This window comes from Fuerstiella marisgermanici (assembly GCF_001983935.1).
GTDB lineage: Bacteria > Planctomycetota > Planctomycetia > Planctomycetales > Planctomycetaceae > Fuerstiella > Fuerstiella marisgermanici.
Window position 1 is genome coordinate 8,378,293 of sequence record NZ_CP017641.1, and the last position, 21,365, is coordinate 8,399,657.

Here is a 21,365-nt window from a genome sequence, read left to right on the forward strand (position 1 = left end):
CCAGACGGCGTTATGCGTCGTCATTTGGCGGCGGAGCAAAGCCTCGCCGCATCGTGTTTTCTGTCACGTTGATCGGCACCATGAATTGCAGCAGGTAGTCGGGGCCGCCGGCTTTTGTACCGATGCCGCTCATGCGAAAACCACCGAACGGTTGTCGCTGCACGATGGCTCCGGTGATCTCACGGTTCAAGTACAAGTTACCGACTTCAAACTCGTTGCGAGCTCGTTTCAACGTTGAAGGGCTACGGCTGTAGACTCCGCCGGTTAGCGCGTAACGCGTGTTATTGGCGACGGTGAAAGCTTCGTCCAGGTTTCGCACTTTCATGACGGAAAGCACGGGGCCGAAGATTTCGTCCTGAGCCAAATTCGAATCCGGGTCGACGCCGGTAATGATGTGCGGGCCAACAAACGTGCCCTGTTTGTCCAAAGTTTTCGTGTCGATACTCAAAGCGACTTCTTCGCCTACTTCGGCATCGACCGTTTTGATGGCGGCCAGGATTCGCTGCTTCGCGTCATCGTCGATCACGGGACCGACTTTTGTAGATGGATCTTCGGCAGCGCCAATTTTCAGACTCTTGGTGGCTTCGATCAGACGTTCAATAAATTGGTCGTATGCGCCTTCCAGCACGATCACTCGGGAACACGCAGAACACTTCTGTCCCGCATATCCAAACGCGCTGTGCATGACTCCAACGACTGCTTCGTCAAGGTCTGCGTCGGCATCCACGATGATTGCGTTTTTGCCGCCCATTTCTGCGATGACGTGTCGCACGCTCGTCTGTCGCTCGTCCGTGTCCGAAGCGACTCGATTGATTTCCAGACCGACAGTCTGCGAACCGGTGAAGCACACCATGTCGACATCCGGGCTGGCAATCAGTTCCGGACCCACGTCTTCGCCGATGCCCGGCAGGAAGTTGACGACCCCGTCCGGAACGCCGGCGTTGCGAATGATCTCCATCAATTTCGCACCGACTACCGACGATTGTTCGGCCGGCTTCATCACCACCGTGTTACCTGTGACGATGGCGGCGGTTGTCATTCCGGTCAGAATCGCGAGCGGGAAATTCCACGGAGCAATCACGACGGCGACTCCGCGCGGGCGATAGCTGTAGCTGTTTTCTTCGCCCTTGAAGTCGCACTGCTGCGGTTCGTCCAACCGTCGCATTTCGTGAGCGTAATACATGCAGAAGTCGATCGCTTCGGCGACGTCACCGTCGGCTTCGGCCCATGGCTTGCCGACTTCGAAGCAGATCCACGCCGCGAGTTCGAAGCGTCGTTCGCGCATTTCGGCGGCGATCAGTTCCAGGTATTCGCAGCGGTTGCTGGTTTCCATGGCCGCCCACTGAGGGAACGCTCGATGAGCAGCGTCGACGGCGTCGGCCGCCTGATCGGCGCTGGCGGCCGCCACATGACCGATGACGTCGGAAATGTCGGAAGGATTGCGAGAACTGAGCGTGCTGCGGCTTTCGCTGGACTTGCCGTCGATGACCAGGGGATACGTCTGGCCGAATTCGCTGCGCACGAAGTCCAGAGCTTCCTGCATCGCCGTTCGGTTGGCTTCGATGCTGAAGTCGGTGAGTGGTTCATTCTGGAAGCCCGCGGCGGGCTCGTCTTCGATCGGAGGTTCGGCAACAGCGTGATCGGATGGTTTCATAAGAAGTTTCTCAACGGCAACGTGTTCGGTGAAACTCTGTCGCAGAAAGGAATCGTTGGACGTGTTTTCCAGCAGCCGTCGCACAAGATAGGCCATGCCGGGAATGAGTTCGCCAAAAGGCGTGTAAACTCGGACGCGATGCCCGCGTTCGGTGAACAACTGAGCCTGTTGGTCGCTCATGCCGTACAGCATCTGGACTTCGACGGCTCGCTGAGGCACTTTGTATTCTTCGGCCCATGCCAACCCATGAGCCAGACTTCGCAGGTTGTGACTGGCCAAAGCCGGTCGCAACCATTCGTAGTTCTTCATCAAAAAGCGGCAGTGCTGTTCGAAGCTATCGTCCGACTGCCACTTGCGGCGAAACACGGGACATGGCCAGTTGCGGTATTCGGACCGAATGGTTTCGTAGTCCCAGTATGCTCCTTTGACCAGTCTGATCGTGATGGCGGTGCCGCGTTTTTTTGTCCAGGCCAGCAGTCGTTTCAGGTCTTCGCCCGCATCTTCAAGATACGCCTGGACCACGATGCCGGCGTCGGCAAATTCACGGAATTCGTCTTCCATCAGCACATGCTGGAAAATATCGAGCGTCAGCTCCTTATAGTCATACTGTTCCATGTCGAAGTGGACGTATGCGCTGTGTTCCTGAGCGGCTCGCAAAATGGGCCGCAGCCTGTGGAGCACTCGGTCGCGTGTGCCAGCGTGGTCGATGGGCGAAAACTGGCTGTCCAACGCCGAAAGTTTGAGGCTGACGTTAAGGCGTGGGATGGCTCCGTTGTGGTCGTGGTCGATGATCGCCACTTCGGACCAACCGTCCACTTGTTCGGACATGCCTGCGATAAGGTCCAGATACTGCTGCTGGTAGCGGTCGGCTTCAACGTCGCTGATGATGGCTTCGCCCAGCAAATCCAGCGTGAAGGCGAGCCCGTTCTTGCGAAGCTGTTGGACCGACTTCAGGACTTCGCCCGCATTTTCGCCGGCGATAAAGCGTCGCGCCATGCGAGCGGCATTGGTGCGAGCGTTGTAGGCAAGCGCGCGGCTGAGAATGCTGTTGTTGGTGGACAGGTCCAGGCCGATGCGAGCGGCCCAGGGCAGGTGCGACTTTACGTCTTCGAAGTATTCGTCGAGATGTTCGGCAATCGACGTGTGTGTCCGCAGCATCGGCAGCACATCGACAAAGCGAAACATCTGCACCTTGACGGCTTCGTCTTCCATCGCCCAGTTCATCAGGCGATCTTCCCACCAGCGTCCGTGGAAAATGGACGACGAACGGGAATTCAGGCGACCAAACAGGTCTTCGCCAATTTCCTGCGTTCGCTGTTCAACTCGATCTTCAATACGAACGCGTTTGGCCATGGATGAACGGAAATCACGCCGTGTCGGCGGTTCTGGATAGTCTGGAGACGAGATGAAAAAACGGAAAACGGTTCGAAGCCGAACACCAAACGCTGTCGAGTCGGGGATTCTAGGAAGAATTGCTCAAACGTGAAACAGGGCGAATGCGGATTGTCACCGATTGACAGCAAAACGCAGAATGATCCTCCGCCGCAGCTCAAAAGATTGCGACTGTCGACCACGATTGTCACAGTTCAACCGCAAACTTTTTTCGCGCACTGGCTGAATTCAAATGACTACTCCCCTTAAGCCGTCCCTGTTAAATCGGACCACGCGACAGTGCGGTGCAACTGGAATCGTCATCCTGGCAGCGACCAGTCTGGTTCTGGCGGCGATGGGCCGCCACTTTTGGTGCGAGTGTGGAGGGTTGGAACCGTTCTCGTGGGACATCTGGTCGCAACACAATTCACAGCATCTGATAGACCCCTACTTTTTTACTCACGTACTGCACGGCATCCTTTTCTACGCACTACTGGGGTGGCTGTGGAAGTCCTTGAGTATTGAATACCGTTTTTCGGTGGCCATTTTGCTGGAATCCAGTTGGGAGATGCTGGAAAACACGCCCATGGTGATTGAGCGATATCGCAGCGTCACGATTTCGCTGGACTATTACGGCGACTCGATCGCGAATTCAATCATGGACGTGATCGCCTGTGCCATCGGTTTCGCGATCGCCTGTCGTTTTCGTCCTCGCGTTTCGGTCGCGGTGTTTGTGGCCACCGAGCTGATTTTGCTAATCACAATTCGCGATTGCCTGACGTTAAACGTCGTGATGTTGCTCTGGCCGCTCGAAGCGATCAAAACCTGGCAGATGGGGCTGAGGTAAATTACCGTCCCGTTGTCGGCACCCAGGGGTTCCACGAACAGTAGTACATCGCCTTGGGGACGCTGGCATCCAGCAGGCCTTCCAGCATGGCGTTCGGAGGATCTGCTTTGCCCGAAAGAAACAGGTCCATCAGCGTCGGCGTCGACGAGTATTCCACGGCTTCGTAGTCTGAAACGCCGGCCTTGGCAGCAAGAGCCTTCAACGCATCTTCTTCGTAGCCAACTTCATCGGCCATTCCGTTTTCAAGAGCCTGCGTTGCCGTATAAATCTGGCCGGTCGCGATATCGCGAACCTGTTGTTCGTTTAGTTTGCTGCGATTGTCCGCGATGACGTTCACGAAGCGGTCGAAGGAATCGGCGATGATGACGTCCCAGACCTCACGTTCCTGTTCAGACAGGTCTCGAAACGGATTCAGCGAATCTTTTAACGGTCCTGTGGCCAGCGGTTCGACTTTCACGCCGATCTTCTCTGCCAGTTCTGTGGCGTTATAGCGTGGAATAATGACGCCGATAGACCCTGTCCACGTGGTCGGTTCCACAAAGATGCGGCCCTCTTCGCCGATGCCCATCGCAATGTAGTAACCGCCCGACGCTGCAAGACGCTTCATGGCGACGTACACCGGCTTTGCCGCAGCCAGCTTCTGAAGCTCGTGATAAAGCTGATGGCTGTCCGCGACCAAACCGCCAGGGCTGTCGATCGACAGAAGGACTCCCTTGACGCTGTCGTCGTCGATGGCTGCTTTGATTTGTTCGAGCCACCTTTCGGTATACGGCGGCATAATGGTGCCGGAAAAGTTGATCACGGCCAGCTTGTCCGAAGCCAGCCTGCTTCCCGAATGATGCGACCGCTGCACGGTGGCAGTCGCCGATGCCGATTCCGCTGCCGTTCTAAGAATGAACATGATGTTCATCAGAATCGAAGCCGCCAGAATCGCCACCAAAATTCGGCGGCCAGCAGACTTCAGAGTTGAATCGCCCGCTTCTACTTTGATCACGACGGAATTGGCCGTGACCGTTTTTGATTCGCCGGGGGACATTCGTTGTTCGTCAGTCATTGAGTTCGTTCCGTGAAATTCTGTCGCTTGATCCGCCCGCAACGCACCGGCAGGATCTGCCGGATTCTGGTCGAAATCGACGGCAATGTGAAGACAGGCGATTTCGCGAGGGTTTGGCGGTAGTGCTGAATGTCTGGCTGGCGCACGTCCTATCCTTAATGCAAGCGACGAATCTGATTGTGCGGAAGAAATGGGGCGTTGGTGAACGTCGATATGTTCACGGAAGGCTTTGGCGTGCCGGAGCCTGCAACCGTTCGGTGTTTTCAACCCCGACGCAATGACCTGAGGTCAAATCAGGGAGATCGACCATGAACAAGAAAAGCCGCTTTCGTAAACACTTGCTGTCTGCCACGTTCGCAGCACTGCCCCTCGCAGCCGTGGCCGCAGATTTGCCGGATACAGCAGGTTCTCCAACACAGTCTGAATCGCTGCGGCCAGTCGCGGAAACATTTCGGCTGAAGTCTGTGCCGCATATCCAGAAGCCGTCCAGCGGCATCGTGCAGGTGCAGTACGAAGAAGCATCTCCGACTGTGGGCTACCACCCTCAGAACGTTTTTCATGCCAATGGTGCTGGCAAAGGTTCGTTCACGTTCCAGCATTCTGCAGAAACCGGAATGCCGGAATTCGTGCAGACTCAGTACGCCCAGGCACAGCCGCCTATGCGCCGCCGCGAATGGCGTCGCATGATGGCACAGCAGCAGGCTCAACAAGCGGCTCAGAACGGCGGCACCAACGGCGCTCAGAATGCTGCGTCACAAGGCGGCGCGCAGAACATGGCCGCCAATGCGTCAGTGGAAGAAGAACGACCGAGTTTCTTCAAGCGGCTGTTTGGTCGATTCGGTGGTGACTCAGAAGAAGAAGTGGACGATTCGCAAATCCTGCCAGGCGAGCCGGCACCAAAGATTCCGAAGCCGCCCGCTATCGTCTATGAGACCAATGCTGGCAGTCCTGCCAGGGGCGCGAAGAGCAACAACAGTGGTGTGCCTGCACGAACCGCTTCGTTCAAGCATCAGAAAATGAGTACGCCGCCGATGGTACCGGGCGTGGACGTTCCATGGCAGCAGGATCAGCCAGCCAGCGTCGCTCAAAAGCCGACGCCTGCCGCGCAGGCCAACTCGCGCCAACAAAACCAACCTGCGCTGGCCGGCGTGCCAATGGCAAACGATGACAGCTTCGTTGACCCGTTCCTCGCTCCACCTGTTCCAGACGACGAGACTACTGACACAGACACCGTCAATGGCGCCGACGATGTGCTGCTGGATCTTGATTCGCTGCTGGAAAAAGAAACCACGCCTCGTCAGGTGCAACGCACTCCAGCGGAAGTTCCCGAGGCTCGCACGGCTGAAAATGTGTCGCGTCAGGCCGAAGTGCAGCAGGAAACCGCTGCCGCGCCTGCAGCGAAAACTGAAGAACCTTTCACCGGGCACACGATTGACGCGGACGAAGCGTTGTTGACCGCAGAGCAGGTCCGGAACGCAACCCAGCCGGCGAATTCTGAGGAGCCTGATGAGATTCATGCGGTCCCGCCACTCACAGATGATTTGCAGGACCTGAAAGAGCCGGCCATGCAGATGCCGGTGACTGAAACGGTGGATGATTCCGCGAAGGCTGAGCCGATCTTCGAAAAAGTACCGTCGCTGGACGATGTCAAGCAGTCGGAGCATGCCGAAGACGCAGCTCTGCCGAGTACCGATTCGTCCAGCAAGTCGACTCGTGGACTTCAGGTATCGCAGTCGAAGTCGGCGGCCGTGACCAGAAATCCGGCTCCGGCCGCAGGCAGCAATGTCTATGTCAGTCGCGCTCGTCGAGAACACCAGCGGTATCTCATTATGTCGCGTTCGAGCCAGACGGGTTTCAAGGGATTCTGCCCGGTGGAACTGCGCAATAGCCGCGACCTGGTGGATTCGAAGAAAGAGTACTCAGCCAAGTTCGGCGTGGCGACGTACCACTTCAGCTCACCAGAGGCACTGGCAGCCTTCGAAGCCAATCCGGCCCGCTACGCACCTGCCGCCAGCGGCAACGATGTGGTACTGCTGGTCAACACGGGCGAAGAAGTCACCGGCGGTCTGGACTTCTCGCTGTGGTACCACGACCGGTTGTACATGTTCCGGTCGCGCGAAACGCAACAGCTGTTCTCCCGCGACCCAGGCCGATACGCCGATCAATATTGATCAGCAGACCGCAGTCGACTGAAACGATCAAAGCCCGGCCTTTTCAACAAAGGCCGGGCTTTTCTGTGCGCGGTTCAAAGCCGAAGATTCAATGCCAAACGAAGTCTCCCGGTGGGCTTGTCGAGTCGACAACCGGACAGCCCGCCAACTTCGAGCAACTGAAGCTCAGTCGTTGAGATCAGTCGTTTAAAATAGCGATGAAATGATCTCGCCTTCGTCAAGAAGGCTGTATGGTCGTCCGAGGCTGTCGACGAAACTGAGATCGTCAACGCCCATCGCGTGGTAGACAGTCTTGGCGATATGAGCGGGCGTGATTTTGTTTTCGATCGGGTGCTCAGCGTACCGGTCACTCGCTCCATAGGTTTGGCCGCCCTGCACTCCACCGCCCGCGAGAACGTCGGTCAGGCAATACGTCCAGTGGTCACGGCCCGCTCCGGAAACTCCACCAGAACGAATGTCACCGATTTTTGGCTTGCGTCCCATTTCACTGGTGACGAGTAACAACGTTTCGTCCAGAAGGCTGCGCTGGGCCAGGTCTTCTACCAAAGCTGAAAAGCCGCGATCAAATTCCGGAAGTAGGTCATCCTTCAGGCAGCCGAAGTTGTTGCCATGCGTATCCCAACTACCCGCGCTGCGACATTTTTTCCCGAGCTTGCCAAGGTCGCCTTTCCAGAACACGGTGATAAACGGAACCTCCGCTTCGACCAGACGCCGCGCGACCAGAAGGCTCATTCCGTTGACCGTCTTGCCGTACCGTTCAATGGTGGCAGGCGACTCATCAGCGACATTAAACGCGGTGGTTGTCTGCGACGACATCAACAGCGACACGGCTCGCTTTTGGTGCTTGTCAAATGTTTCGGCGACCTGTGATCGCTCAAACTGTCGGCGAGCTACGTCGATTTCCTTCAGCAGTGAGTAGCGTTCTGTGAGTCGGTCGGCAGTGACGTCGCCTTCCAAAGCCAGAGACGGTGCGCTGAAGCTTAACGGTTTCGCCCGATCACCGTTGATGTACAGCGGGTCGTGCTCCACGCCGATGCGAGCCGCAAACTGGCCGGGGCGTGTGTACGGTGCCCGGCTTGGCTTGTGAGGCAGCGTGATGGCGTTGGGCAGGAATTCGTTTTGCGTTCGTTTGGATGCCACGACACTGCCCATGAATGGCCAGTCGTCGGGAAGTGGCGTGCGATTGTTACCGAGCGTGATGAACGATTGATCGGGGACATGCCCCGTCAGATTGTGGTAATAACCAGCGTGGTGGTCGTTAGTATTGACGGTGCCGTCGATGGAATTCACCACCGCAAGATGGTGAGCCTGCTTGGCCAACATTGGAAGGTGTTCACACAGCTGAACACCGGGAGCGCTGGTTTCGATGGGTTGAAACGGTCCGCGGTAGTCAGACGGCGCGTCTGGTTTCATGTCCCACATATCAATGTGTGATGCGCCGCCACACAGGAAAAACAGAATGGTGGACTTGGCTTTTCCGGCACGCCGCTGATCGACGGCCTGGGCGGAAGGTGAACCGGTGGCACTCAACCCTGCGAGGCCTGTCGCGGAAGCCACGAGAAATTTGCGTCGTTCCATTGATCTTGTGTCCGGCGGGGAGCGAAGCTCTGTGGAGGGATGAGGAAGCGAGGCGATGGCCGCCTCTGACTTGGCGTGACCCATATGGTGCCACAAGCTGTGCTCAAACGCAAGTTGTATTGGCAGTCGGTGGCCACGCACTTCTGTTTGCGCGACAGTTCTACGGAAGATGACGAGTCACGGGTCTTGCGTGCCGCAACTTCAGCAGATGCCTGATTGCAATGTGACGCGAAGTCGCTTGTCCTCATCAGTCGCTTCAAGCCTAACAAATGTCTGCGGGTTTAATGCAGCCATACGCTAACGGCTGCGGCAATGAAAAATTTTCGCGTGATGGTCAAAGTCGGACGACATGTCTCGTACCGATTCCCTGAACACAATGCCGCAGCCATCGTTTTAAGACTGCTTCTGCTCCCTGAACCCGCACTGGATAAGCGTTCACCAGATTCAGTGATCGCCGGATTCAGCTATCGACAAACAATGGAAGTCGAACGAACCTATAAGCGGTTGACGGACAGTGCCCAGCCACTGATTTGATATTCGCCAACAGTCTGAACGCCCATTGAACTCCTGACAGGGAATTCAACGGAAACTCTTTCCTGAGTAATGCCGGCGAGCTATTCACGGTAAGCTGTGAAGCCATCTGCATGGCACGGTCACTGGATTTGATGCGATCATGGGATCGCCTGAGTAAACGCAGGGGCGCGTGTTTCTGCGATGTGTCGTAACTAACGCGAGCGTCAACAATGCCCATTGACCCTGAAGATGTCGCACGCATCCTGCGAGCGATTATCGAAGAACCACTGGCCAGCCGATCTGCTGTGCTTGATCGCGAATGTGGCGCCGATGCCGAACTTCGCCGACACATCGAAGGTCTTCTAAAAGAGCAATCTGCGTCCGACGCGACGGATGACACGTTTATTGGTTCGTCCGACAGTGATCCGGCTTCGTGGAGTGAGGTTGATGAATCGGGGGCAACACGTTTCGGCGAAATGCCGTCAACCGCGATCGAACATCCGCTGGCCGCCCCATCGGGAATTCTCGATGGCCGTTACACTCTGCAAAAGAAAATCGGCGAAGGAGGCATGGGCGAAGTCTGGATCGCTCAACAGTCGGAACCGATCCGACGCAGCGTGGCTCTGAAACTGATCAAGGCGGGCATGGATACGCGTGCGGTGCTGGTTCGCTTTGAACAGGAACGACAGGCTCTGGCGCTGATGGATCATCCCAACATTGCCAAAGTCTTCGATGCGGGTACGACACCAACCGGACAACCGTTCTTCGCTATGGAATTGGTTCACGGGCCGCCGCTGACGAAGTTCTGCGATTCTGAAAGACTGTCGCCAAAGGACCGGCTGGGGCTGTTTGTTTCCATCTGCCAGGCGGTCCAGCACGCTCATCAAAAAGGAATTGTTCATCGCGACCTGAAGCCGGCCAACATTTTGGTCACGGTCGTGGACGGTCAGCCGGTCCCCAAAGTGATCGACTTCGGTGTCGCCAAGGCGACGGCCGGGAAGCTGACTGAAGAAACAATGGTGACCGGATTCGGAACCGTTGTGGGCACGCTCGAATACATGGCGCCGGAACAGGCGGGGACAATCGGAGATGACGTTGATACTCGCGCTGACATTTATTCCCTGGGAGTCGTGCTGTACGAACTATTGACCGGACTACGACCGTTTGACGGACGCCGCCTACGGAAGGCTGCGTTGTCAGAAATGATTCGCATTATCCGCGAAGACGATCCAACACGCCCCAGCACAGCGCTGTCTGCCGAAGAATCACTGCCGTCGCTGGCCGCTGTCCGAAACACCGAACCCAAAAAACTGATGGCCGAACTTCGCGGCGAGCTGGACTGGGTCATCATGAAGTGCCTGGAGAAAAGTCGCGAACGCCGCTACGAAACCGCCAGCGGTCTGGCTCAGGACATTCAGCGCTATCTGTCCGACGAACCCGTGCAGGCCCGACCGCCCTCAACCGGCTATCGACTACAGAAATTTGTCTCACGACATCGCAGCACGGTTCTGGCGTCCAGTGTGATACTCATTTGTCTGGTCGCCGGAATCATCGGCACAACCTGGGGACTGTTGAAGGCAAAACAACAAACCGGAATCGCAGTCTTGCGGGCCCGTGAAGCCGAGACGGCTCGCTTGGGCGAAGAGCAACAAAAAGAGCGGGCGCTGCTGGCCAGTCGCCAGGCATTCGACGCACTGGATTCCTTTACGTCTGACCTGATGGTCAATCTGCTGGGCAGCAAGGCACAGCTGACCGAAACCGAACGCGGGGTTCTACAAAACGCTCAGCAGCAGTGGAACGTGTTTGCCCAATCACGAGGCACTTCCGCGGAATCGCGGGAAATCCAGGCAAACGGAGCCGCCAATCTTTCGTTGATTCAATACAGACTGGGGCTGGACAAAGAAGCAGAAGCCAACGACCGCAAAGCGTTGAACATTCGAGAAACTCTGGCGACGGAATTTCCGGACAACGTTAGGTATCGCAAGCTGACAGCCATGAGCCACCAGAATCTGGGTGGGTCACTGCGAGGCCGCGGGCAACGCACGGAATCCTCACGACACTTTCAACAGGCGGCCGACATCTTTGAAGCACTCGCTACCGATTTCCCGGACGAAACCGATTTTCAGGTTCGACTGGCCGACAGCTACATCAGTCTGGGAAATGTCGAACGTGACTTTGGCAATTGGGACAACAGCCGTCAGCACTATTTAAAAGCGCTGGACCTGCAGTCACGACTGGTCCGCGACTTTCCCGAATCCAAAGACTTTCAGATCGGGATCGCTCGCAGTCATTGGGGCCTCGCGTTTCTTAACAAACGACAGGACCGGAAAGCGGAATCCACCGGACACTATCAGAAGGCGATCGCCGTTTACGAAGACCTTGCCGAAGCCACGTCAGAGACGCCCGAGTCGCTGGAATACCGCCACACGGTCGCTCAGCTGCGACGCGAATTCGGCGTGATGCTGTCGGACAGCGGCCATGATGATCTCGGTGCCGAACAGCTGGCCATGGCACTGCCCATTCTGCAGGACATTGCCGACCAGTTTCCGTCCATGCCACGCTTTCAGGCAAAGCTGGCTCAGGCGCACCGCGATTACGGACAGATCCTCGGGTTTCTGGATAAGTCTTCCGAGGCCGGAAGCCAGTTCGAAAAGGCAGTTCAGATCTCTCAACGACTGACGGCCGAACATGCGACCGTCCTGCCGTATCATGCGGAGTTAGGGATTACTTTTCGAATGCAGGCCGACCTGATGCGTGACGGCGAAGAACCGGCCGAAGCACTGGACTGGTATCAGAAGGCCATCCAGGTTCTCACAGCCACACACGTTCAGGATACGAACTACACATTGGTCAGAAATTCGCTGTGTACCGCTCACCGACACCGCGCTGAAACCCTGGACCATCTGCAACGCCACAAGGATGCTCTGCAGGATTGGACCAAAGTTCTGGAATTGTGCAGCGAGGAACAAAGGCCCATTGTGCAGTCACAGCAGGCCGATTCTTTGTTGCGATCCGGATCCGTGGAAGAGGCCATATCGCGCGTCAGCGAACTGGAGAAGATCGAGAATGACAATCCGGCCCATTGGTTCAACTTTGCGAAGCTGTACGCCATCGCCAGCGAAAAGGTTCCGCGGCGCGCCGACGAATTTGCAAATCACGCAATGACCCTGCTGACAAAAGCCGTCGACATGGGCTTCTCCGATGTCGAACAACTGGACACCGAGGTAGACCTGAAGGCGCTGCGGAAACGCGCCGACTTCCAGGCCCTCCGCAACCGAGTCAATCCGGTGCCCGTTGAAGATAAGCAAGACTGAGGCCATCGCCAAGGGGAAACGAGTTCAAGCTGCCGGACAGCGTCCGGCTCAGGCGTAAAACCAGATGCCAATGGTGTCGTCTGGCCCCTTATTCTTCCGTGTCCGACGTCCTTCAACCAGGCTTTGGGCTCCCGCGACAAATTTCCACTTGTTGCTGAAACCGATCAATCCACAATTCGGGTCCATCACATAGTACTTGTTGTTGTAACTCCCAAACGCAACGTCATGTTTCCATACGGAAACGTATGCGCCCCAGTTTCCACTCGGAACGTCGCTCATTTCGAGCGTCTTTGGCGTGACCTTCTTGAGAAGCCGCACTCCTGGATCCGCAGACATTTTCTTGAGCTGCTTCACATGGCCGTCCATGTGTTGGCCAAAGTCCTTGATGTATGTCCCCTGGAATTTCAGCACTTCTGTGAAGTACTTGCGGAAACTTCCCTTCTCATGAGCCTCCTTTTGACCGCTCAGCAAAGCAATTACCCACGCCGTTGCGAGACCTTTGCAGATCCCGTGTCCGCCCTGACGGACGAGCGTGTCGTCAGCAGTGCCCCAGCTCGCCACCGGTGGCGGATTGTTCTCCTTACGCACAATACAAGAAAGGCCATCTTTACCTGCCGCAATAGCGCCGTCATAGTATTTCTTAGCCATAAATCACTCTCTATTAGATTGAGGCAGCAAATTGTCCGGTCTTCTGGAAACGCGGCAGACGCAAATCGTCACATCGCGGTTTGTGCCATGATCCCGCCACTAAATGAAACATTTTCCACAACGCTGCAATCGACCTGAGAATGGCCTCTGGAGGGGCTTCTGGACGATATCAGGCGTATCAGTGGATGTGATGTGGAGAGGATAATCTGCAAGGGACGGCCAATACACGAACTATTTGGTTGCTGAGTTCATGCCTGTTTTCTACGGACGCAGAAGATTCAGCCAGAAGAAGTCTGCAACAACTGCGCTCAAGCAAATGCTGAAGCACGTCGTAGCGACAGTGGCGTTGATATACACGGTGTCCGGATCGAACGGCGGCCCAATGTACACCCAAGGGGTATCAATAAAGTACAGACGGTTTGAAAAGACAACGACAAGCACTGTAGATGCTAAGACTGAAAAGATTGGCCGTGCAAATGCAACGCAGGTGATGAAGCCTGCTGGCAGCAGAAGCCAAAGCGAGAGACCGGATTCGTAAATGGCCGATCGATGCAGCGCCGGTACCAGGAGGCCGAGGACTACGGCGAACGACAGGATGGCCCAGCGAGAGCGGATTGGTGCAAGAAGCGAGGTGCGTGAATCCCGTAGCGTTCGGGGCGGTCGACATGGGTTCGAGCTCATGATTGCCTATGCCTCCGGTCTATACAGGGAGCCTGCCCTACCGGCTTTGATTTCATGAGACTTTCGCCACCGCCCCTCCTGTGTATGGCAGGGTTCTTCGACTTCGTTGTTGCGTTCGTCATAGCCCTGTCGCAGTATTTGCAAGCAGTTCACACAAAATTCGATCCTCTCGTGGATTGAAGTCTGTTGGATCTTCATTGCATGAATGAGCGTTCCATACGTGAGCAATGCAAGCAATTGTATCGTCAATCGTAAATGGCGTATCGTCGAGCAACCTATGTATCGCCGCTGCCACTTCGTTGAGGCTTTCAAAGTACTCGCCCATCGCTTCCTCAACCTCGGAACGCACTGAAGCAAGCTCCGTCCGAAAAGCTTCGGGATCACTCTCGGCGAGTTCAAGATAGGTGAAGGCGTTCTCCAGTTGGTCGAACCAATAAGCCTCCTGATAGAGCTGGCAGTAGGCGAACACAAGATGCCGAAAGAGTGCATCTGTGAATCCGTCGCCACTGCGGCGCATTCGCCTTTCGAATTCCGTGCCAGCAAGTAGGATTGTTATTCGCCTCTTGTCGAAGAACGAGCAAAATCACCCGAGTTGCCGTGGGGGACTTTGAGTTCGGATGCAGCACCGGCGGCAACTCTGGCGCATTTTAATGGGTACGCCTTGCATGGCGTGTGTTTTATGGGGTGCAAGTGCCCTGTACGAAAATTGTGGTCTTGCGGACTGATGGTACATCCATTGAGCTGCATGAATCAAGTAGGAAACGAGGGCAACTGCGGGTAGGTAACGAACCGTGGGTTGGCCCGACCGACTTGTTCGGTTGGGTCGCGCAGCGACAGGATGCCTGCTTGTCGGCTTCCGTCGAACATGGAGTTCGATACTGATTGGACGCCGGATGATGAGACATCTTGTGCCTGCGGCACCCAGCCGTCATGAACGGCGGTCGGGCCACCCTGCGGCTCATGACACGATTCGAGGCAAATCAACCCGCTTACCAGCTCCGGGCTCCTTGAACAAAAGATGAGAACTCGGCGACGCGAGTTTCTCATCCACTGGTGTTAGGTCGCCGCTGCGGATTTGACCGCTGCCATTCAATCTCGTCGGTTCGCCCTCGCGATTGATTCAAGTTCAGTATCCGTCATTCCGCAAACGGAAAGAATGTTCGCGAGGAAGTCTGTTTTCCCGTCAATGTATCCATCAATATCATTCACGTACTCACGAGCAAGTGTTTGTTTGAGTTCACCATAGGATTTAGCACCTTCCGGGTCTGATCGCAGGTGGTCGCGTATCGCCAGATGATTGCGCAATGCCAAATTCCCGTGCGGGCAGACGTACAAATGGTGAGCTGGCGAATCCGGTGGATTATCGAATGCTTCTCGCCCCTCTATTCCCAGGTTACCGCGGTGTCGGTATCCCAATGTCGCAAGCCGCTCAATTGCCGTTGCGCCGCCCGGCGCGCCCTTGACCACGACATCCATGTCAATCACCGGTTTGGCTGACAGGCCTGGGACGGCGGTACTGCCAACATGTTCGATAGCAACGGCTATGTCTCCAGTGGCCTTTGAGATGCGGTCACGGAGTTGCTCAAACAACGTTGGCCAGGTTGGGTCGTATTTAACGACTGTGAGGTACTTCATGGCGGCATAACGATTAGCGTAACCAGGCGGCGACGGTTGACTTGGGTTTGGAAATTGGACGTAAATCGCCGCTCCCGTTCACGCTGTCGGTACGCCTTGCATGGCGAGTGTTTTATGGGGTGCAAGTCCCCTGTACGAGAATGGAGGTCTTGCGGACTGATGGTACATCCATTGAGCTGCATGAATCAAGTAGGAGACGAGGGCGACTGCGGGGAGGTAACGAACCGTGGGTTGGCCCGACCGACTTGTTCGGTTGGGTCGCGCAGCGACAGGATGCCTGCTTGTCGGCTTCCGTCGAACATGGAGTTCCATACTGATTGGACGCCGGATGATGAGACATCTTGTGCCCGCGGCACCCAGCCGCCATGAACGGCGGTCGGGCCACCCTGCGCACGGTTTCTTCGAGGGGCCTGCGTTGGGCTGAACGAAGCGCCGGGGTTTCACTCGTTGCTCGCTCCAACGTCGGCCACACACCTTGCTGCCAATTCCGCAAGGATCGATTTAGATGGCCGGGTCCTGGAGGCGCAGGCGACAGAAGAGTCGGTAGCAGATTTCTGATGCGGGTCTGAGTAACGGCAGTTCGGTCAATCGAGCGACGAAGCCGAAGCCCACCAACGAGTACACATGCCGCAGGACATCCGTGCCTTTGATCCACGTGCCGTCGGCCAGTAGGCAGTGAGTGACGGCCGATAATTCTTTTTGCGTCTTATCGAAGACGCGAGCATCAAAGCTGCGCGACTTGATGTTCGCAAAGTGCACACAGTCCTTGCGATCAAGGCGTCTTAGCAACTGAACGCGCCGTCTCCACAACGAGGAATCGCCATCGTAGAACACAATGATGTTGCCATGCTTCATTTTGGAATGGCTTTCGTGCAAAAGAGTGGTCGTGTCGAAAGGGAACTTGAACTTTTGAGACCTGCACGCCAACCGCCGCTTTATGGAAAGTGGAACAGTTTGAAAGAGGTCAGCTTTTCACGCCTCGGTAAATGATTTCTTTAGCCTCTGCCACTTGCCTTAGCCGCATTTCAACTCCTTGCTGGGCCAGAACGATCAAGGTGTCGTCGGGCGAAAGCTGGTAGTCCGCTGGTGGATCTCTACTGACGGTGCCATCGCGTGATCGCACAGCCAGTACTACAAAACGATTGCCGGTACCAAAGGAAATGTGCTCAAGAGCCTGGCCACACAAGTCTGAGTTCGCGGGCACGCGCAAATCTGAGATGTGCAGTCCGATCTGTTCAAGATCCTCAGACAAAGTATCTTGATCCAAAGAACCGAACAGAAGGTCCTCCGCCGACGGCCGTGTAATCAGTCGGGCGATCCTTGATGCGCCGATGGCGGCGGGAAGCACAACCCGAGTCGCACCTGACCTCAGCAGCTTCTTTTCGGTCGACGGATACTCACCGCGAGCAATGATCTCCACATCATGATTCAACTCCCGCGCGGTCAGCGTGATGAACACGTTGGCGGCGTCATCGGGGAGTACCGTTGCCAGCACGCGAGCTCGAGCGATGCCAGCCGACTCCAGCACTTTTTCTTCTGTCGCGTCGCCGATCAAAACTGACATGCCAGCGGTTTCAGCTTCCTGCAGTCGCTCCTGATTCGTATCGATGACCAGGAAGTCCTGACTGGACTTGGAAAGTTCCTCAGCCAGAATCCGTCCGACTCTTCCGAAGCCGCAGACGATTACGTGATTCGATAGCTTTTCTATTCCCTTTGTCATGCGCCTCGCCCCGAGAAATCGGTTCAGTTCCCCTTCCGCAATCATCTGCACAAAGCCCCCCATTACATAAATCGCAGACGTGCATCCAGCTACAATGACGATCATTGTGAACACGCGCAGCGATGGGGCGTCGATAGGCCTGACCTCACGAAAACCAACACCGAAAATAGTGATGGTGACCATGTAAACGGCTTCCAGAACCGTCCATCCGGCCACCATATAACCAACAATCGCAACTACGCACGAAACGACGAAGACAATCGCTCCGATTAAGACTTTCTTGATTGAAGACTGCATCGGGCGGTCGACCAGCGTTTGGGGATAAAGGTGTATTCAATTGCCATCGATCCCATCCATTTTTATTTAGTTCGAAACCACGCAGGAAGTTTTCGGATCACACTGGTAGTCGAAAAACTTGCGCCGCTTGATGACTTCTGCGACGGACTGGGGCACCATTTGCTCCCATGTGCTGTCGCATTCGCCAATAAGTTGCAGCACTTCTCGGGAGAAGATGCTGAGACAGTCATGGCTGAAGTTGTCCAGATCGTTGATTCCTCCGTGGTCACGCAAGTAGCCGTAGAGTTTCTCCAGTCCTGGCTCGACTTTCAGGTTGTCACAGGTTGTCAGTTCTCCCGTTTCCTGATCGAGCAGCGGGTAGCAATAAATTTTCAGCTCGTTCTTAAACAGACGCCCAAACGATTCCAGGATGCCTCCGTCCAGCGTCGTGTAATACTTTTCGTCGAACAGATCTCGCAGGCTGGCTGCACCCATCGTGATCGCAATCCGTTCGCGCGTGCACTGAGACAGGTAGGCGGCCAGGCGGTAGTATTCGAAGTAGTCGGAAATCAGGACGTTCATGCCGCATGCTGCCATCACGTCGGCTCGAGCCAAAAAGTCGCGGCGGTCGATTTCGCCTTCGGCTTTCAGGTTTCGCATCGTGATCTCCATGATTTGAGCGACCTCTTTGCCCTTGACGTCGGGCAGCTCAGAAAACTTTTCATGGGCACACCTCAGCATGTCCAGATTCACGTTGCAGACGGGGCGAAAGCTGCCGCGTTCCACCAGAATCGGTTTGCGATAAAGAAATTCAGAAGGCTGTAGTACGTCTCCATTGGCGGCAAACATGGCGGCACCGCTTACGCCGAGTTCCACCAACTTCAGGCTCATCAGGCGGTTGTCGACCCGGCGAAATGCAATGCCGGAGAATTCGATCATGTCGATTTCGATGCGAGATGTGGACAGTCCGTCCAGCAGCGAATCGACCAGTAATTCGGGTTCGTGATTGAAGGCGAAGGCACCGTACACCAGGTTGACGCCGACGATGCCGAGTGCCTCCTGCTGCAGAGCGGTCTCGTGATCCAGCATTCGAACGTGAATAATGATCTGACTGTCTTCGTCGCGTGGGTGAGCCTGAAACTTAATGCCCATCCACCCATGACATTCTGTGCCTCCCTTGTAGCCACGAGCGGCGACGGTGTCCGCGAAAGTAAAGAAGGTGCTGGTTTCACCACGTGCTTCGCGAAGTCGGTCCAGGTTAAGTTGGTGTTCCTGATCGAGCATTGCTTCCAGGCGTTCGCGACAAACGTACCTTCCGGCACGGCCATAAATGGCGTCGCTGACCTGCATGTCGTAAGCGGACATGCTTTTGGCGATTGTCCCGGCTCCGGCTCCAACACGAAAGAACCACCGCACGACTTCCTGGCCCGCTCCAATTTCGGCGAACGTTCCGTACCGTCGTGGGTCGAGATTCACACTCAGTGCTTTCTGGTGTGTATCCATCGCGTCCAGCCCTGGTATTCCACTCGGTGCGTTCTGCATGTTCTTCGGCGTGTCCTTCTGTCAAATGAATGGAACGTTCCGCATCGCCCAGTCCCCGTATTGTCCGAATGGCGTTGCGAATCTGCGGCGGCAATCGAGTCCTTAAGCTAAACAGCAGCAGTCTGCGTGCCAACTTGGGGCCGCCGAACGAATCACCGGCAGATTTCGCCGGAACACCGCTTTACGAAGTTGGCGAAGCCTTCGCCGTTGGTGGAAGCGCAACCTTGCTGCGCAGTTAACGGGACGTTTTGCCCAGGAAAGCGGCATCTCTCTGTCGGTCGATTACGTGAACCGCAACGGCGTGCCGGCGCGGAACGAAGGTTTGCAGCTTGTTGTCGCAGCAGCAAACTCTTCCGCTTCTTCCAGGTTCGCTTGCGGCAGTGAAAGTCATCGCAGCGGCAAAGCTGCAGAAACTGCCGATCCGATGGCTCACAACGGGACGAATCACGGGATTCCCCCTCCAAATTCATGAATGAATCAAAGTTGCGGCTTGAATTCTTTCAAATCTGAAGAAAACCGTGTTGACATAAAAATGCGATCCGAACTATCACTCGGCCTCTCAAGCCGAACTCACTTCTGAGTTCAACATTCCTCTCTCATTCTTCCCTTCATTCCCAGCCCGGGAAACCCAGAACAAAAGACTCTCCTCAAGGAGTCGCGTGGCTTCGTGTTGTTCCTTCTCAGAACTTCGCAACGGTCACAGTTGTTCGACTAATTCTCTCAGACTTTCCTCTCTCTTCCGCCCTGCTCACAAGTTGAGGACATCATGAACGAGTTCCCTTCTGGCGCTCATCATGAGCCGCAAATTCTCCGATTCCCTGGTGGCTCATCACCGGTCGGACAAAGCCTGGCTCCTGAAACTCCCACCGAAACTCCTGTCGAAACAGCGCCACCTCCCCAATCGGTTTTGGTGTTTTCGCCACGCCCGGGAGCTCGACAACTTCTTGCCGATGACGTCCGCAAACGTGGTATGTCGGTTTGCGAAACAGACAGCCCTGACGCGATGCTGTTTCATCTCAGCCGTCAGGAATTCCAAATCTGCATCATCGACGATGCGGACAACGTATCACGACTTCAGGAAGTCAACGCCGCCATCCGCAGCCACTCAAAGGCGGCTCAGGTGTTGTGCATTGTTTCTGAAGATTCTCGTTGGGGACGCGAAACGGTTCCCAGCTTCGAATGCGACGTTGTCGAACGACCATTCTCCGCTACTCGCTTCGGAGCGGCTCTGCAAACGGCCATGCAGAAGACCGAACTGATCCGCGAGAACGAAAACCTGAAGCGTCAGTTGCTGAACCGCAATCTGATGGACCTGGTCGGCAGCACGCCCGCCATGCAGGCTTTGCGAGAAAGCATTCGCATCGCCGCCGATGACGATCGAACGGTTCTTGTTCGTGGCGAAGCCGGCAGCGGTACGACTCTGATTGCTGAAGGTTTGCACCGCTGCAGCCGTCGAGCTGAAAAGCCATTCCTGCGGATCGACTGCAGTTTGCATTCGGTTGAAACGCTGGAGCACCAATTGTTTGGTGATGAACATCCGGAAGGTTTCCCTGGCTATCTGAAGATGGCCGACGGCGGTTCTATTCTGCTGGACAACGTGGAAACCGTTGCTTTGCCGTTCCAGAAAAAGCTGGCTCAGCTGCTGGAACGTCGAGCGACCTCCATACTGAACGGGACGAAGGATTCGCCCAACATCCGCTTTATTGCTGCGACGCATTCGGATCTGAACAGACTGGCCATGGAAGGTCGGTTCCGTGACGATCTGCTGCAGCACCTAAGCGGTATTACTTTGCAGTCGCCACCTCTGCGAGTGCGACAGAACGACATTCCACTGCTTGTGGAACACTTTATTGGTGAAATTTCGCTCAAGGAAGGACGACCTCCTCGTGAGGTGAGCACGGAAGCTCTTTCTGTTCTTGAGGGTCACAGCTGGCCGGGCAACATTCGCGAATTGCAGAACGTGGTCGAGCGAGCCTGCACGATCGAAGTTGGCGGCGTGATTGACGCGGGCAGCATTCGACCCTGGCTGAAGAATGAAACGACCGAAGAAACGGGCGTCGAAAGCGTGGGCATGACGCTGCGGGAAATGGAACGCAAGCTGATCGAATCCACATTCGCTCGCTGTAACGGTAACCGCGAACGGACGGCTCAGATCCTGAAAATTGGCCTGCGAACGCTGTCCGGGAAGTTAAGAGAATACGGCTACCCGCCTCGTGGGGGTCCCGGATCGAACCTGAAGATTCAGTTTGCAGAACGCCGAGCTGCTTAAGGGGATGTTGGTCCCCGGCTCGATTCGAGCTTTCGCTCGAAAACGCTGCCGCTGGTCGTTTTGAAGAGAGGCGGCAAAGCAGGTCAGTGTTT

Annotated in this window: 15 protein-coding genes; 6 read left to right on the forward strand and 9 right to left on the reverse strand. The window is 55.8% G+C overall.

From position 1 onward, the window contains the following. Positions 1-10: 10 nt before the first annotated feature. Positions 11-3,007, reverse strand: coding sequence for an L-glutamate gamma-semialdehyde dehydrogenase (gene pruA / locus Fuma_RS31700; protein WP_077027636.1), 2,997 nt, complete (start codon positions 3,005-3,007; stop codon positions 11-13). A 271-nt stretch (positions 3,008-3,278) separates the two neighbouring features. On the opposite strand from pruA, the gene Fuma_RS31705 reads away from it, so the two are divergent. Continuing rightward, a complete protein-coding gene (locus Fuma_RS31705; protein WP_099091842.1) occupies positions 3,279-3,872 on the forward strand; it encodes a DUF2585 family protein in 594 nt (197 codons plus the stop codon). Between the two features lies 1 nt (position 3,873). On the opposite strand, the gene sppA is transcribed toward Fuma_RS31705, so the two are convergent. Then, the gene (gene sppA, locus Fuma_RS31710; protein WP_077027637.1) at positions 3,874-4,926 is read right to left on the reverse strand and encodes a signal peptide peptidase SppA; all 1,053 of its coding nucleotides are present in this window, start codon (positions 4,924-4,926) and stop codon (positions 3,874-3,876) included. A gap of 308 nt (positions 4,927-5,234) precedes the next feature. Here sppA and Fuma_RS31720 point away from each other — a divergent pair, with 308 nt between their 5' ends. Further along, positions 5,235-7,097: a hypothetical protein gene (locus Fuma_RS31720; protein WP_077027639.1), complete on the forward strand. Its 1,863-nt coding sequence runs from the start codon at positions 5,235-5,237 to the stop codon at positions 7,095-7,097. A gap of 186 nt (positions 7,098-7,283) precedes the next feature. Here the strand turns inward: Fuma_RS31720 and Fuma_RS31730 are convergent, their stop codons facing one another. Continuing rightward, a complete protein-coding gene (locus Fuma_RS31730; RefSeq protein ID WP_077027641.1) occupies positions 7,284-8,675 on the reverse strand; it encodes a DUF1501 domain-containing protein in 1,392 nt (463 codons plus the stop codon). Positions 8,676-8,987: 312 nt separating this feature from the next. On the opposite strand from Fuma_RS31730, the gene Fuma_RS31735 reads away from it, so the two are divergent. Both Fuma_RS31735 and Fuma_RS31740 read left to right on the forward strand, forming a co-directional pair. Continuing rightward, on the forward strand, positions 8,988-9,209 hold the full coding sequence (locus tag Fuma_RS31735) for a hypothetical protein (protein ID WP_077027642.1): 222 nt from the start codon (positions 8,988-8,990) through the stop codon (positions 9,207-9,209). Between the two features lie 209 nt (positions 9,210-9,418). Further along, positions 9,419-12,502, forward strand: coding sequence for a serine/threonine-protein kinase (locus Fuma_RS31740; RefSeq protein WP_077027643.1), 3,084 nt, complete (start codon positions 9,419-9,421; stop codon positions 12,500-12,502). A 48-nt stretch (positions 12,503-12,550) separates the two neighbouring features. On the opposite strand, the gene Fuma_RS31745 is transcribed toward Fuma_RS31740, so the two are convergent. The 6 genes from Fuma_RS31745 to Fuma_RS31775 all read right to left on the reverse strand — a co-directional run bounded on the left by Fuma_RS31745 (position 12,551) and on the right by Fuma_RS31775 (position 19,004). Beyond that, positions 12,551-13,150 (reverse strand): hypothetical protein, encoded by a 600-nt coding sequence (locus tag Fuma_RS31745; RefSeq protein WP_077027644.1) that lies wholly within the window; start codon positions 13,148-13,150, stop codon positions 12,551-12,553. Positions 13,151-13,949: 799 nt separating this feature from the next. Then, the gene (locus tag Fuma_RS31755) at positions 13,950-14,348 is read right to left on the reverse strand and encodes a hypothetical protein (protein ID WP_077027646.1); all 399 of its coding nucleotides are present in this window, start codon (positions 14,346-14,348) and stop codon (positions 13,950-13,952) included. Between the two features lie 572 nt (positions 14,349-14,920). Continuing rightward, a complete protein-coding gene (locus Fuma_RS31760; protein ID WP_077027647.1) occupies positions 14,921-15,466 on the reverse strand; it encodes a GrpB family protein in 546 nt (181 codons plus the stop codon). 501 nt (positions 15,467-15,967) lie between these two features. Continuing rightward, positions 15,968-16,321 (reverse strand): DCC1-like thiol-disulfide oxidoreductase family protein, encoded by a 354-nt coding sequence (locus Fuma_RS31765; protein WP_077027648.1) that lies wholly within the window; start codon positions 16,319-16,321, stop codon positions 15,968-15,970. Positions 16,322-16,430: 109 nt separating this feature from the next. Beyond that, the gene (locus tag Fuma_RS31770) at positions 16,431-17,483 is read right to left on the reverse strand and encodes a potassium channel family protein (RefSeq protein ID WP_077027649.1); all 1,053 of its coding nucleotides are present in this window, start codon (positions 17,481-17,483) and stop codon (positions 16,431-16,433) included. A 66-nt stretch (positions 17,484-17,549) separates the two neighbouring features. Further along, complete coding sequence (locus tag Fuma_RS31775) at positions 17,550-19,004, reverse strand: nicotinate-nucleotide adenylyltransferase (protein ID WP_077027650.1); 1,455 nt, start codon at positions 19,002-19,004, stop codon at positions 17,550-17,552. A 29-nt stretch (positions 19,005-19,033) separates the two neighbouring features. Between Fuma_RS31775 and Fuma_RS35055 the strand changes: the two genes are divergently transcribed. Next, positions 19,034-19,243 carry a hypothetical protein gene (locus tag Fuma_RS35055; protein ID WP_145944487.1) on the forward strand — a complete coding sequence of 70 codons (210 nt, stop codon included), beginning with the start codon at positions 19,034-19,036 and terminating at the stop codon, positions 19,241-19,243. Positions 19,244-19,770: 527 nt separating this feature from the next. Next, complete coding sequence (locus Fuma_RS31785) at positions 19,771-21,273, forward strand: sigma-54-dependent transcriptional regulator (protein WP_077027652.1); 1,503 nt, start codon at positions 19,771-19,773, stop codon at positions 21,271-21,273. Positions 21,274-21,365: the final 92 nt, after the last annotated feature.

Excerpts from the sequence above, each read along its gene's own strand:
- pruA (WP_077027636.1), bottom strand. The coding sequence starts at position 3,007 with ATGGCCAAACGCGTTCGTATTGAAGATCGAGTTGAACAGCGAACGCAG.
- Fuma_RS31705 (WP_099091842.1), top strand. The coding sequence starts at position 3,279 with ATGACTACTCCCCTTAAGCCGTCCCTGTTAAATCGGACCACGCGACAG.
- sppA (WP_077027637.1), bottom strand. The coding sequence starts at position 4,926 with ATGACTGACGAACAACGAATGTCCCCCGGCGAATCAAAAACGGTCACG.
- Fuma_RS31720 (WP_077027639.1), top strand. The coding sequence starts at position 5,235 with ATGAACAAGAAAAGCCGCTTTCGTAAACACTTGCTGTCTGCCACGTTC.
- Fuma_RS31730 (WP_077027641.1), bottom strand. The coding sequence starts at position 8,675 with ATGGAACGACGCAAATTTCTCGTGGCTTCCGCGACAGGCCTCGCAGGG.
- Fuma_RS31735 (WP_077027642.1), top strand. The coding sequence starts at position 8,988 with ATGAAAAATTTTCGCGTGATGGTCAAAGTCGGACGACATGTCTCGTAC.
- Fuma_RS31740 (WP_077027643.1), top strand. The coding sequence starts at position 9,419 with ATGCCCATTGACCCTGAAGATGTCGCACGCATCCTGCGAGCGATTATC.
- Fuma_RS31745 (WP_077027644.1), bottom strand. The coding sequence starts at position 13,150 with ATGGCTAAGAAATACTATGACGGCGCTATTGCGGCAGGTAAAGATGGC.
- Fuma_RS31755 (WP_077027646.1), bottom strand. The coding sequence starts at position 14,348 with ATGCGCCGCAGTGGCGACGGATTCACAGATGCACTCTTTCGGCATCTT.
- Fuma_RS31760 (WP_077027647.1), bottom strand. The coding sequence starts at position 15,466 with ATGAAGTACCTCACAGTCGTTAAATACGACCCAACCTGGCCAACGTTG.
- Fuma_RS31765 (WP_077027648.1), bottom strand. The coding sequence starts at position 16,321 with ATGAAGCATGGCAACATCATTGTGTTCTACGATGGCGATTCCTCGTTG.
- Fuma_RS31770 (WP_077027649.1), bottom strand. The coding sequence starts at position 17,483 with ATGCAGTCTTCAATCAAGAAAGTCTTAATCGGAGCGATTGTCTTCGTC.
- Fuma_RS31775 (WP_077027650.1), bottom strand. The coding sequence starts at position 19,004 with ATGCAGAACGCACCGAGTGGAATACCAGGGCTGGACGCGATGGATACA.
- Fuma_RS35055 (WP_145944487.1), top strand. The coding sequence starts at position 19,034 with ATGGAACGTTCCGCATCGCCCAGTCCCCGTATTGTCCGAATGGCGTTG.
- Fuma_RS31785 (WP_077027652.1), top strand. The coding sequence starts at position 19,771 with ATGAACGAGTTCCCTTCTGGCGCTCATCATGAGCCGCAAATTCTCCGA.